Annotated in this window: 11 protein-coding genes; 4 read left to right on the top strand and 7 right to left on the bottom strand. The window is 62.9% G+C overall.

From position 1 onward, the window contains the following. Genes ABIE49_RS32325 through ABIE49_RS32335 form a run of 3 tightly spaced genes read right to left on the bottom strand, consistent with a single transcriptional unit; the run spans position 1 to position 3142 of the window. The gene (locus ABIE49_RS32325; RefSeq protein ID WP_192734931.1) at positions 1–927 is read right to left on the bottom strand and encodes an ABC transporter permease; all 927 of its coding nucleotides are present in this window, start codon (positions 925–927) and stop codon (positions 1–3) included. Next, on the bottom strand, positions 927–2036 hold the full coding sequence (locus ABIE49_RS32330; RefSeq protein ID WP_192734930.1) for an ABC transporter permease: 1110 nt from the start codon (positions 2034–2036) through the stop codon (positions 927–929). The genes ABIE49_RS32325 and ABIE49_RS32330 overlap by 1 nt, the downstream gene beginning before the upstream one ends. Continuing rightward, complete coding sequence (locus tag ABIE49_RS32335; protein WP_192734929.1) at positions 2033–3142, bottom strand: BMP family ABC transporter substrate-binding protein; 1110 nt, start codon at positions 3140–3142, stop codon at positions 2033–2035. The genes ABIE49_RS32330 and ABIE49_RS32335 overlap by 4 nt, the downstream gene beginning before the upstream one ends. A 420-nt stretch (positions 3143–3562) precedes the next feature. On the opposite strand from ABIE49_RS32335, the gene ABIE49_RS32340 reads away from it, so the two are divergent. Further along, entirely contained in the window at positions 3563–4834 is a 1272-nt protein-coding gene (locus ABIE49_RS32340) for an allantoate amidohydrolase (protein WP_192734928.1), read from the top strand. Positions 4835–5108: 274 nt separating this feature from the next. Beyond that, positions 5109–6473, top strand: a complete 1365-nt coding sequence (locus tag ABIE49_RS32345) for a hypothetical protein (protein WP_192734927.1) — start codon at positions 5109–5111, stop codon at positions 6471–6473. A 772-nt stretch (positions 6474–7245) separates the two neighbouring features. On the opposite strand, the gene ABIE49_RS32350 is transcribed toward ABIE49_RS32345, so the two are convergent. After that, complete coding sequence (locus ABIE49_RS32350; RefSeq protein ID WP_192734926.1) at positions 7246–8259, bottom strand: formamidase; 1014 nt, start codon at positions 8257–8259, stop codon at positions 7246–7248. A gap of 173 nt (positions 8260–8432) precedes the next feature. On the opposite strand from ABIE49_RS32350, the gene ABIE49_RS32355 reads away from it, so the two are divergent. Next, on the top strand, positions 8433–9143 hold the full coding sequence (locus ABIE49_RS32355; RefSeq protein WP_192734925.1) for a cysteine hydrolase family protein: 711 nt from the start codon (positions 8433–8435) through the stop codon (positions 9141–9143). Here the strand turns inward: ABIE49_RS32355 and ABIE49_RS32360 are convergent. From ABIE49_RS32360 to ABIE49_RS32370, 3 genes are read right to left on the bottom strand one after another with little or no spacing between them, the layout of a single operon-like run. Next, positions 9130–9954, bottom strand: a complete 825-nt coding sequence (locus ABIE49_RS32360; protein WP_192734924.1) for a carbohydrate ABC transporter permease — start codon at positions 9952–9954, stop codon at positions 9130–9132. The two genes, ABIE49_RS32355 and ABIE49_RS32360, sit on opposite strands and share 14 nt — an antisense overlap. Further along, positions 9951–10874, bottom strand: coding sequence for a carbohydrate ABC transporter permease (locus ABIE49_RS32365; protein WP_502916007.1), 924 nt, complete (start codon positions 10872–10874; stop codon positions 9951–9953). Before ABIE49_RS32365 ends, ABIE49_RS32360 begins: the two co-directional genes overlap by 4 nt. A gap of 5 nt (positions 10875–10879) precedes the next feature. Continuing rightward, positions 10880–12208 carry an ABC transporter substrate-binding protein gene (locus ABIE49_RS32370; protein ID WP_192734922.1) on the bottom strand — a complete coding sequence of 443 codons (1329 nt, stop codon included), beginning with the start codon at positions 12206–12208 and terminating at the stop codon, positions 10880–10882. A 294-nt stretch (positions 12209–12502) separates the two neighbouring features. Between ABIE49_RS32370 and ABIE49_RS32375 the strand changes: the two genes are divergently transcribed. Further along, the gene (locus tag ABIE49_RS32375) at positions 12503–13522 is read left to right on the top strand and encodes an alpha/beta fold hydrolase (protein WP_192734921.1); all 1020 of its coding nucleotides are present in this window, start codon (positions 12503–12505) and stop codon (positions 13520–13522) included. Positions 13523–13534 lie beyond the last annotated feature (12 nt).

Consider the following 13534-nt stretch of genomic DNA (forward strand, 5'->3'; position numbering starts at 1 on the left):
TTATCGGGTGATGGACAGTTCGGCCGGCGCGCCGGTCAGCGTGCGCTTCGGCGAACAGGTGATGATCATGATCGCCAGCGTCAGGATGTAGGGCGCGGCGTTGAACAGATGATAGCCTGAGGTGACGCCGACCGATTGCAGCGCCGGTCCCAACGCCGCGGCGCCGCCGAACGCCAGCGACGCCCACAGGCACAGCATCGGATCCCAGCGCGCGAAGATCACCAGCGCCACGGCCGTAATGCCCTGGCCGGAGGACAGGCCCTCGTTCCAGCTGCCGGGATAGAACAGCGACAGGAACGAGCCGCCGATCCCCGACAGAAAGCCGCCGACCATGGTGGCGCGTAGCCGGATCGCCAGCACCGAATAGCCCATCGCGCGCGCCGCGTCCGAGCTCTCGCCGGCGGTGCGGATCAACAAGCCCCAGCGCGTGGTCTTGAACGCCCAGTATAATATCGGCGCCAGCGCGATGCCGATCAGGAACAGCACGTTGATCCGCAACGCCGCGCGGACCTGCGGCACGTCGCTCCACCAGCCGAAATCGATCGCCGGCAGCCGTGCCGCGGTCGGCTCGATCAGCGGCTTGCCGAGATAGAACGCCAGACCAGTCCCGAACAGCATCAGCGCGATGCCGACCGCGATGTCGTTGACGCGCGGCAGCGAGCAGATGCCGGCATGCAGCGCGCCCAGCATCGCGCCCGTGATCCCGGCGGCGAGCACGCCGAGCCAGGGCGAGCCACTGAGATAGGAAATGCCGTAGGCGCTCATCGCGCCCATGACCAGCGTGCCTTCGAGGCCGAGGTTGATGCGGCCGGAACGCTCGGTGATGCATTCGCCAAGACTCACGAACAGAAACGGCGTCGAGACGCGGATGGCGCCGCCGAGTACCGCGAGCGGAACGGTCCAGAGTCCGAGCGATCCATCCGCCATCAGGATTTTCCTTTCAGGAAGCCGATCCGGCCGTACAGCGCGTCGCTCGCCAGCACGAACACGAAGATGATGCCTTGCAGCACCAATACGGATGCATCAGGCAATCCGAGCCGGCGCTGTAAGAGCCCACCGCTGGCGCTGATGCCGCCGAGCAGGATCGCCACGGGAATGATCGCCAGCGGATTATGCCGCGCCAGGAAGGCGACGAGGATGCCAGTAAAACCATAGCCGGCGGCGAGATTGGCGTTGGTGCGCCCTTGCACGGCGGCGACTTCGACCATGCCGGCGATGCCGGCGGCGCCGCCGGCGAGAAAGCAGATGGTCAGGATCAGTTTGTTGACGCCGAGGCCTACGATTTTCGCCGCGCGGATGTTGCCGCCGGCGACGCGCGCCGAGAATCCGAACACGGTGTGATAGATCAGGATGTAGGACGCGAACGCCGCGACCAGGCCGAATGCCAGCCCAAAATGCACGTCGGTGCCGGGAATGCTGCCGATCATGTTGGCCGCGCCGATTTCGCGGGTCGATGGCTTGTTGAGGCTGGCGGGGTCGCGCATCGCGCCCTCGACCAGATGGTTGAGCACCGCAAGCCCGATATAGACCAGCAGCAGGCTCGAGATCGTCTCGTTGACGCCGCGATACTGCCGGAGCGCGCCCGCGAGCGTGATCCAGAGACCGCCGCCGATCACGCCGGCGCACACCATCGCGGTTTGCACCACGAGCGGCGAGGCCCACGGCATCGCCAGTGCGACCGAGGTCGCCGACAGCGCGCCAATGAGCAGCGCGCCTTCGCCGCCGATAATGACCATACCCAGTTGCGCCGGCAGCGCCGTGCACAACGCGGTCAGGATCAGGGGGGCGGCACGCGTCAGCGTGTTCTGCCAGGAGAACCAGGTGCCGAACGCGCCCTGGTACATGTAGAAATACAGATCGAGCGGGTTCTTGCCGAACAGCGCCACGAATAGCCCGAAGGTTGCGAGCGCGCCGACCAGCGCCGCGCCCGGGATCAGGATATATTCGATGGTCGCGCCGTAGCGTTGGAGGAAGCCGGGATCGGCGGCCGGCGCAACGCCGACCGCCTCCACCGGATCCGCCGAACCTGTTGTCACGAAGTGGCTCCGAGCACGCCTTCCACCAGATAGTTCATCTTCTCGAGTTCAGGATCCGTCTGGCCGCGATCGGTGCCTGATGTAATGACCGCGTTGCCCTTGTTGTCCATGATCGGGCCCTTGAAGATGGTGTAGTTGCCGGCGACGAGCTTGGCCTTGATTTCGTCGGCGTGCTTGCGCGCCTCGGCCGAGACCGCCTCGCCATAGGGCGAGCATTTGACGATCTCTTCCTTGAGGCCTCCGCGATAGAAGTTCGGAATGGATTCGCCAGCCGCGATCATCTTGACGAATTTCGGATACAGCGCTTCCCAGTTCCACTCCGCGCCGGTGAGATACGCCTTCGGCGCCAGCGGCGACTGGTTGACGTGATAGCCGCACACCATCGCGCCGCGGCGCGCGGCGTTCTCGACCATCGTCTTGGGACCGTCGACGTGGCAGGTCAGAACGTCGACGCCCTGGTCGATCAGGCTGTTGGTGGCTTCGGCTTCCTTGACCGGCATCGACCAGTCGCCGGTGAAGATCACCTGCGTGGTCGCCTTCGGGTTGGCGAGCCTTGCGCCGAGCGTGAAGGCGTTGATGTTGCGCAGCACCTGCGGGATCGGTTTCGCCGCGACGAAGCCGAGCTTGCCGCTCTTGGTGGAGTAGCCGGCAACGATGCCGGAAATGTACTGGGCCTCGTCGATATAGCCGAAATAGCTGCCGGCGTTGGTCGGGTCTTTGTCGCTCCAGAGCCCGCCGCAATGCTCGAAGCGCAGTTTTGGAAATTTCTTCGCCATCTTGATGACGTGCGGGTTGTAGTAGCCGAACGAGGTTGGGAACAGCAGTGACGCGCCGTCGAGGTTGATCATGGACTCGATGGTCTTCTCGACCGCGTCGGTCTCGGGGACCTTTTCTTCCTCGATCACCTTGAGGCCGGGCAGCTTCTTCAGCGCCGCCGCTCCTTGCGCGTGCGCCTGGTTGTAACCGTAGTCGTCGCGCGAGCCGACATAGACGAAGCCGATGGTGGTGCCGGCTGCGCGCGCGGCGCCCGCGCCGAAAGCGGTGCCGAGTGTCAGCGCCGCACCGCCCTGCAACAGATGCCGTCGTGAAATCCTGCCAAATTCCATGTGCTGCTCCCTCTGGCGGATGTGACCGCCCCCTATTTCGCGGCCGCGCCGGTACGGCGGGCTCGGGGAGGGATGTCGCAATCTTCATGCCAGAGGGCGTGAAGCGGGCATTCCTGCATAAGCTAATGAACGGATTGAATTATCCGGGAGAACTATCCGCCATGTAAAATTGGTGCAGGGCCGAGATGGCTAAATTTTAGGCGGCATTTCACGATTGTATGCAAGGTCGTTAAGCAATTGTTAGATCCCCCAGCGCCGTCAGCCAGCCGATTGGCGGCGGATTTCTTGCCTTGCCGGCTGGTCAGGTGGATTGAGGCTGCTACCAGTCAGGGGCCGCGGCGGGTTGCGTCGACACCGCCGGCATTGAATGTGTATCGATCGGCCGGCGCTGGTAACGGCGCGGTGCTGGACAGGAAAAGCATGAGCAAGACAGAAGTGGCCAGCAGCGCGTCGGGCAAAGCAGCGCTTGGCGATGAAATCGTCGGCCGGATCAACCAGCTGGCGGCGATCTCCGAGACTCCGGAGCATCTGGCGCGGATATTCCTTTCGCCCGAGCACCGCGCCGCCGCCGATCTCATTCTATCATGGATGCGCGAGGCCGGTATGGCCGCGCATCTCGACGCCATCGGCAACGTCTGCGGCCGCTATGAAGGCGACCGGCCCGGCCTGCCTTGCCTGATGCTGGGCTCGCATTACGACACCGTGCGCGACGCCGGTAAATGGGACGGCCCGCTCGGCTTGATCACGGCAATCTCCTGCGTTGCCGATCTGAACAAACGCGGACGGCGGCTGCCGTTCGCGGTCGAAGTCGTCGGCTTTGCCGACGAGGAGGGCGTGCGCTTTGCTTCGACGCTGCTCGGCAGCCGCGCGGTCGCGGGCACCTTTGTGGAGAGCGCGCTCAATTCACGCGACCATGCCGGTGTCTCGATGCGCGATGCGATGGTCACATTCGGCCTCGACCCCGAGCACATCGGCGCGGCCGCGCGGACCCGCCGCGAACTCCACGCCTATGTCGAACTGCACATCGAGCAGGGGCCGGTGCTGGAAGAGAATAATCTGCCGGTCGGCGTCGTCACCGCGATCGCGGGCGCCACGCGGCTGGCGGCAAAACTGACCGGCATGGCCGGTCATGCCGGCACGGTGCCGATGGCGTTCCGGCGCGATGCGCTGGCGGGCGCCGCCGAATGCATCTGCATGGTGGAGGAATTCTGCAAGACCGACGCGGCCGGTCTCGTCGGCACCGTCGGCTATATCGACGCGATGCCCGGCGCCACCAACGTGATCCCCGGCCTCGTTTCCTTCACGCTCGACATCCGCGCGCCATCAGATCCGCACCGCAAGATGGCCCTCGCCGACATCGTGCGCCGCATCGAAGCCATCGCCAAGCGCCGCAATCTTGTCCTGCAGCTCGACGTCACCCACGAAAACCGCACCGTGCCCTGCGCGCCCTGGCTCAAAGCACAGGTCGCGGACGCCGTCGCCGCCGAAGGTTTCGGCGTGTTCGAACTGCCGAGCGGCGCCGGGCATGACGGCATGGCGATGATCGATATATCAGACGTCGCCATGCTGTTCGTCCGCTGCCGCGGCGGCATCAGCCACAATCCGGCGGAGCATGTCGAACTCGCTGATGCCGATGCAGGGGCGAGGGTGCTGCTGAGGTTGGTGGAGAATTTCAGGCCGAGGGAAGCATAAGCTTCGTCGTCCCGGGCTTGAGCTCAGATGCGCAATTGCGCATCGGGGGACCCATACGCCGCGGCCCTTGTTGCCGTAAAAGGAAGATAACGACCTGCGTGCAAAAACAATTGTCGCCGGTGGTTATGGGTCCCGGCCTTCGCCGGGACGACGCGGGGCTACATGACAGTTCGATGACATTTCGCCCCGCACTGTTGCGGAGAGACGAATCAATGATGTCTGGAGTACCAACGCGTGATACCAGACACGCCGGACATTGCTCTCATCCCCGCCCATGAATAGCCAGATCACATTTTCATCGCATCGCGAATACCGATTTCATCAGGGGCTGTTGGCCAGTTTTGTCGCTAACAGCATCCAAGCCGTCAATTTCCTCGGTGATCGTTTCCTTCGAAAATACCATTTGTCGGCAGGCATCGAGGAGCTGTACCGGCATTCGATGAATGCTGCGTTTGCCGAGAAGGAAGCCTTTCTCGTTACCGGGGCGCCGCACGCCTCCGCCTATTATCCGCGCGACTTTGCCTGGTTCTATCCAGATGTCCTCGACCCCGAAACCATCATGGATTCCCAGGATGCCGTCCGCAGGGTTCGCCTGCTCGAAAAAAGCGTTCGGTTGATGCTGGAAGCCGTTCGCGCCGGCGTCGTCACCACGACGATCGTGCCTGCGGGACGCAACCGCTACATCGGCATCAATTATTTTTCGCAGCCATCGGATACGCTGCTGGGCATCCTCGCGGGCCTGGAGCAACTGCTCTCCGCCGAGCAAAGGCCGGCTTCGTATCTGGCGATGTCGCAAGGCGCGCATGCCGGCCGCCTGTTGCTCGCGGAGTATCGCGCCGACTTGAAGCGGGAGATATTCAAGCTCGCCGGGGCGCTGGAACGCTTCGATGACAACGGGCTTTCGGCGCTGCTGTGCGACGTTAGCGCGCCCCGTTCTGCGGCGACCGATACCCGTGCCGAACGCCGGCGGTTCGTCACCAATGCCTGCGTCTATGCGACGTTCCTGCGCGGTATCAAGCTTGGGATCATCGAGCAAACTGGGCTGGAGCAGCTGCTCGGACGCGCGCTTTCACAGTACAAGAAGGAGCTGCTGCTGCTGTTCGGCAGGCACGGCTATATCAGTCATTCCCTCGACTCCCGGCAGCAGGCGCCGGTTTATTCCATCGCGCTCGATTTCGTGAATGTGCATCAGGGCTTTTGGGATTTGAACGACGCGGAAGAACGCGCGCTGTTCGCGGCCACGACCGATTTCATCCTTGCCGAGCCGCGGTTTCGAGTCCCGGATACATCGCACTTTCTCGTGTCCGCCGATAATCCGCTGAACAAGCTCATTCACAAAATTGCGGCGCCGGCCTATCAGGGCCGTTCGTCCTGGCCGACGTTCAACGTCGAATTCGCCGATCGCATGCTGGACCACGATGAATGTTTCGGTACCGGGACGTATCGGGCTTATGCCTGCGATATATTGCGCGACATTCGCACCTTGACCGAGACCCACGGCGGATATCAGGAACTTGTATCCGAAAAAGGCCTCAAATATCGCACCTGGGCCTATCAGAGCGCTGTCGCGCACTCCTGGTTTCCGCGCTTCCTGACGGTCTGGCGGCGCGCATTCGGGACTTCGCTGCTGGGGAGTTAGTAGACCGTAGGATGGGTGAGCGTCGAACTTTCATCTCTCCGTCATTCCGGGGCGCGCGCAGCGCGAGCCCGGAATCCATCAAGCCACAAGCGCTGTCGCCAAATGGATTCCGGGCTCTCGCTTCGCGAGCCCCGGAATGACGGCGGTGCGAATGGATTGCTGCGACAAATTAACCCGACGGGCAAAATTCCGCTTCCCTCGTCGGGCAAATCAGCGGTTTGAATCCTCGCGTCCCGCCCGACAAGAGGGGCGTTGCGCACGTCACGAACGCGCGGCGGGATGCGGTGGACGCTGGTTCACGCCTGACGACGGCGTGGATTAAGCGTACGGCAAAACCGTGTGGTCCTGGCGCCCGTTGCAGGCGTCAAGCTGTCGGAGAAGCGCAAGCGGGAACGGCAGCGACGGAGTCAACCAAGAACTCGTCTCCGGGGAGATCACGGCATAAGCCGTAAAGCCATTGCGCAGGGAAGGCCGGGTGTTCTCCGCTGCCCTGTATGCTCGTGTGCAGCCTACTTAGTGCAAACCGCACACGGGACCGCGGGTGCAGCGCGCACCCGGTCTTCCCTGCGCCCTCTGTTTGAAGAGGGCGGGAAGTTTCTGGCAAAGCTCGGGCGCAATGCGTCGCGAGATCGCAGACACACATTCAGTTGTCATCGCCCGGTTTAACCGGCGACCCAGTATTCCAGAGACGCTGATGATAGAACCGAGAGGCCGCGGCGTACTGGATCCCCGCATGCGCGGGGATGACAACCGGAAGGATAGGCGCGACGCACTACTCCGCCGCCTTCGCCGTCTTCCCGAACATCCGTGTCGGCGGCGGAAAACCGCACGACGTCCCATCCGTCACCTTGACCTGATCCTCCCACGGCAGCCGGAACGTACCCGCCACCATGTCCTGCATGAACGTATACGGGCAATCCATCGCGCCGCCCTTCACCGCGACGTAGCCGCGGTGCCAGAGCTGGTAGATGTTGTTCTCGACGCCCCAGTGAATTCGGGCCTCGCGCACCAGGTCAGGGCGCACTTCGGCGGTGATGATCTCATCAGTGCGGCCGGTGGTGCCGTGGGCGATGATGCTGCCGTCGAAATTGACGATCATGCCTTCGCCCATGGAATCGAACGAGCCGTCGGAGCCGCACATGCAGACGTTGGCGGTCACCATCAAGTTCTGGAACGAATTGGCCTGATTGGTAAAACGCCAGCTTTCGCGGATCGGCGCGGTGTAGCCGGCGGTGCGGATCATGATCTCCGCGCCCTTGTAGGCGCATTCGCGCGCCATCTCCGGGAACATGCCGTCATGGCAGATGATCAACGCGAGCTTGGCGCCCTTCGGTCCCTCGATCACGGGAATGCCGATATCGCCCGGCTCCCACGGCTCGACCGGAATCCAGGGATGGAATTTCCGGTAATAGAGTTTGATCTCGCCGTTGTTATCGATGATCAGGCCGGAATTATAGGGATTGCCGTTCGGGTTGAACTCCATGATGGAGAAGCAGCCCCAGATCCTGTGGTCGACACAGGCCTGCTTGAAGGCCGCCACTTCCGGCCCGTCGAGCCGGCACATGATCTCGGGGTTGGTGTCCATCGACAGCCCGTGCAGCGAATATTCCGGAAATACGACGAGATCCATGGTGCCGAGATTGCGCCGCGCCTTGCCGACCATGGTGACGATGCGCTCGGTCTGCCGCGCGAGGTCCGCCTTGGTCACGACAACAGGCAATTGCAGTTGAACCAGCCCGATCACGACGCCTTCCGGCGATTTGTTGAGACCTCCAAGCCCGTTCATGTGTTCCTCCCGAATTTGTGGCGCTGCGGCAGACCGCCGGCGTTTCGACGTTGCGATACGGCGATATTTTGCAACAAGCGTGCCAACTCATTCCCGGCTTGCGCAAGAATTGTACAATGGCATGCGCCTTGCTTAATCTCACCGGAAATTACTCTCGGTCGGACGTTTGCATCATGACGAACTCAAAGGGGCCATCCATCGGCAAGGTCGCCGCCGAGCCGGAGCCGATCGCGCTTGACTGGACCGCTACGGCGCTTCTGATCATCGACATGCAGCGCGACTTCATGGAGCCCGGCGGCTTCGGCGAGACGCTGGGCAACGACGTGTCGCAGCTGGCGCGCGCGGTCAAGCCGATCGCTTCAGTGCTGTCAGCGGCGCGCGAAACCGGCATGCTGGTCGTCCACACCCGCGAGGGACATCTGCCCGACCTGTCCGACGCGCCGCCGGCCAAGGTCGAACGCGGCGCGCCGTCATTGCGGATCGGCGATCCCGGGCCGATGGGGCGCATTCTCATTCGCGGCGAGGCCGGCCACGACATCATTCCCGAACTCTATCCGCTCGACTCGGAGATCGTGATCGACAAGCCGGGCAAGGGCGCGTTCTACGCCACTGAACTTGGCGACATCCTGGAGAAATACGGCATCGAGAATCTGCTGGTGTGCGGCGTCACCACCGAAGTCTGCGTCAACACGACCGTGCGCGAGGCCAACGACCGCGGCTATCGCTGCGTCGTGCTGGCCGACGGCTGCGCTTCCTATTTCCCCGAGTTCCACGAGATGGGCCTGAAGATGATCAAGGCCCAGGGCGGAATTTTCGGCTGGGTCACCAACTCAGCCGCGGTACTGGAGGCGCTTGGGCCGGAGGTTGCGGCTAACCGCCCTTGACGGCGCCTGCGGTCAGCCCGGCGACGATCTGCCGCTGCGCCAGCACCGTCAGCAGCAGAACGGGGAACGTCACGATGAGCGCGGCGGCCGCAAGCGGTCCCCAGCTCAACTGGTCGAACGAAATCATGTTGTAGACGGCGACGGGTAGCGTCCGCGTCTCTCGTCCCGCCAGCACGATGCCGAACACGAAATTATTCCAGGAGAAGATCACCGCGAGAATGAAGGCAACCGCAAGTCCCGGACGCGCGATCGGCAGCGCCACGTGAAGGAACACCTGCCAGCGCGTGGCGCCGTCGATCAGGGCGGCTTCCTCGAGCTCCAGCGGCGTGGTCTCGAAATAGCCGATCATGATCCAGATCACGATCGGCACCGTGACCACGAGATGGATGATGATCTGCGGCACCAGCGTGCCGAGCAATCCGAGCCACTGGAACAGCAGGAACAGCGGGATGAGATAAGACAATCCCGGCGTGATGCGCGCGATCAGGATCACGATCGCGGATTTATGCGCCGCCATCCGCGCGATGCCGTAGCCGGCGGGCACGCCGACCAGCATGGCGAGGCCGGTCGCGGTGCCGGTTACGACGAGGCTGTTGATGAAGTAGGTCAGGAAGCGGTTGGAGGCGAGCACGTCGGCATAATTCTTCCAGGCAAAGCGCTCGGGGAAAAACACCGGCGGGTAGGCGGCGTTGTCGACCTCGAACTTGACCGACAGCGAGGCCATCCAGAGAAAGAACAGGATCGCGGGTGATACGACCACGAAGATCGCAAACCACAGCCCGATCTTGCCGAGGATCTGACGGAGGCTCATGCGCCGCTCCCGATCTCGGTCCACATCGTGCGCTGGCGCAGATGCAGCATCAGCGCCGCCATCGCGACGATCAAGAGGAAGAAGATCACCGCGATCGCCGACCCATAGCCGAGGTCGTAGTAGATGAAGGCGACGCTGTAGAGATAGAGGTTGATGGTCTCCGACGCCGAGCCGGGTCCGCCTTGGGTGATCGCGAAGATGATGTCGAAGCTCTTCACCGCATCGATCATGCGGATCATGCCGGCGATGAACAGGAACGGGGTGATCAGCGGCAGCGTGATGTAGCGGAACACCTGCCATACGCTGGCGCCGTCGATCTGCGCGCTCTCATAGGGTTCGGTCGGGATCGCGGCGAGGCCGCCGAGCACGATCAGCATCACCAGGGGAGTCCATTGCCAGGTCTCGACCAGCACCAGCGAGGGGATCACGGTGCCGGGATGAAATACCCACAATTGCGGCGGCAGGCCGACCAGCGACAGCAGATAGTTCAGGATGCCGAGCTGCGGGTGGAACATCATAGTCCAGACCAGCGCGATCGCCACCGGCGTCGCCATCATCGGCATGATGAAGACCCCGCGCAGGAATCCGCGGCCGGGAAATTTGGCGTGAAACACCACGGCCGCAAAAGTGCCGAGGATCAGCGGCAGCAGCACCGACAAGGCGGTGTAAAGCAGCGTGTGTCCGACCGCTTCGACGAAGCGTGGATCGTTCGGCATCCGCAAATAATTGGCGAAGCCGACAAAGGTGGTCGGCGAGCCGACCTTCCACTCGTTGAGGCTCATCCAGATCGTGAACACCCAAGGGAACACGATCACGGCGAGCACGACGACCAGCGCCGGCACCACGAACGGCCAGTAGGACGGTGGCCGCCATTCCTGCCCCGGCGCGGCTTCAGCCGCGGCCGGAGTGACTTCTGCTATGGCCTTCACGCTTTTTCGCTGCGCTCCAGGATCGGGCGGAACTGCTCATGAGCCTTCTTCAACTCCGTCGCGGGATCAGCACCAGAAAGGGTCGAGGTGAGGGCCGCGCCGACGAGATCGCGGAATTCGGCGACCGGAATGATCACGGGCAGGCCGAGCTTGCTGATCTTGGCGGAATCGATCACCGACTGCAGCCATTCCTTCGGCATCTTGACGCCGGCCTGGATCTCCGGGTCGTTGAGGATGGAGTTGCGGAACGGCACGCCGCCGCCGGCCTGCAGCAGCCGCGCGCCTTGCTTCTTCGAGACCGCCCATTGGCACAAGAGATAGGCGGCTTCCTTGTTCTTGCTGGCGGCCGCGATGCCGATGCCGTCGCCATAGGTTGCCGAATATTGTCCCTTGGATCCCTTGGGCACCACGGTGTAGCCGACCTTGCCGACGATGCGCGAGGCGGCGGGGTCTTCCAGCGGCGGCGCCCAGCCGACGCCGTCGATCCACATCGCCGAACGGCCCTGCGTGAACGAAGCCATCGACTCCATCCAGTTGAAACCGGCGACGCCGGGAGGCGCGACCTTGGTCAGCAGCGTCTGATAGAGCTTGGTGGCTTCGATCGCCTCCGGGCCGTCGGTCAGGATGCCGCCCTTGGCATCGAGGAATTCGCCGCCGGCGTTGAGGAAGAAGTTGGTCCACAGCGTCATGTTGGCGTTGCGCAGGCCGCGCCCGACGAAGCCGAAGGTGCCTTCCTTGGCGTCGGTGAGCTTTTCGGCCGCCGCGACCATCTCGTCGAAGGTCTTGGGCACCGCGACGCCCTTCTTCTGGAACAGCTCCTTGTTGTAATAGAGGATGAAATAGTCGACCGACCAAGGCAGGGAGTGCATCTGCCCCTTGTCGTTCTTGGCGTATTGCAGGCCGCCGGCCGAGAAATCGCTTTCGACGAGGTCGGGCGCGGTGAGATTCGGGTCTTTCATGTAGCCGGAGATGTCGGCGAGCCAGCCGGCCTTCTCGAACTGGCGCTTCTGCACGTGGTAGCTGACATGAACCACGTCGAAGCTTGGCTTGCCCGAAGCGAGTTCGATCACGGCCTTCTGGCGCTGTTGCTGTTCGGGGATCTGCTCCGACTCGACCTGGATGCCGGTGAGTTCGGTAAATTCCTTGATGTTCTTTTGAAAATTGTCGCCGCGCGGACCCTTGGCGAGGATCACCTCGAGCTTGGTGCCGGCGTATTTCTTCCACTGTGGTTCGGCCGCGCGGGCCGGGAAGCCGGTCAGGCTCAGCGCGCCTGCGGCGGCGGTGCCGGCCAGAAGGGAACGGCGCGAGATCAGATGATTCTTCATTGTTTTTCTCTCCCTGGGTCGGCTTGTTTTGCGGCGATAGTAACGTCCGTGCGTGGCCTGCCTAGCCCCCTTGGTGCGGTATTATGGTGGAAGGGGCGAGGAGTTGAGGCGGCGGATCGGCCGCGGGCGTGCCATCGAAGCAATTCGTTGCTTGCGGCCGCACCGTCAAACCGTGTTCCTGCAATGGCACGCGCGTTACCGGCGATGACAGGCGCCTTCGCATCACGGGCTTGCAATCGTATCTATATAATGTACAATTAGTACAGTTAATGTCGAGGCATCGGAGCCGGGCAAATGACGACCAGCGGCGACTATCAGGTCTTCGAGGCGGGCGACGTCCCGCTTCAGTCTGACGTGATGTTCCCTTCCATGCGCCTCGCCTACAAGACCTACGGCAGCCTGAATGCGCGGAAGGACAATGTGATCGTCTATCCGACATCGTTCAGCGCGCAGCACTTCGACACCGAATGGCTGATCCAGCCCGGCGGCATCCTGGATCCCGAGCGCTACTTCATCATCATTCCCAATCTGTTCGGCAACGGCCTGTCTTCCTCGCCGTCGAATTCCGGGATCACACCGTTTCCGGCGATCAGCTGTCACGACGCGGTCGCGGTTCAGCGCCGCCTGCTGGTCGAGCAATTCGGCATCTCGAAGATCGCGCTGGTCTATGGCTGGTCGATGGGCGGCATGCAGGCCTACCATTGGGCGGCCAGCCATCCCGACATGGTGGAACGCGCCGCCATCGTCTGCGGCAGCGCGCGGTGCTCGCCCTATAATCACGTATTCCTCGAGGGCGTGAAGGCCGCGCTGACCACGGACCCCAATTTCAGGGACGGCCGCTTCATCGCGAAACCTTCCGCCGGCCTTCGCGCCATGGGGCGCATCTATGCGGGATGGGCGATGTCGCACGCCTTCTACCGGGATGAAGTCTGGCGCGAGGCAGGATTCAACTCGCTGGAAGACTATTTGGCAGGCTCGTGGGATATCGCCTTCTCGAGGCGCGACGCCAATGATCTGCTCGCGCAGATCGGCATCTGGCAGCGCGGCGACATCAGCCAGTGCCCGGAATTTGGCGGCGACATTACCCGCGCGCTCGCAGCGATCAGGGCGCATGTGCTGTTGATGCCGGGGCAGACCGACCGTTACTTCGACGTGCGCGACAACGAGGCCGAGATCGGCCAACTCGTCAATGCGAAATCGGCCGAACTTCACCCCATTCCGTCGATCCACGGCCACCGCGCCGGAAATCCGATCACCTACCCTGCGGATCGCGCATTCATCAACGCCGAGATATCGGCGTTCCTAAAACGTTGAAAAACAGAACCC

Source organism: Bradyrhizobium sp. OAE829 (assembly GCF_040546575.1).
Taxonomy (GTDB): domain Bacteria; phylum Pseudomonadota; class Alphaproteobacteria; order Rhizobiales; family Xanthobacteraceae; genus Bradyrhizobium.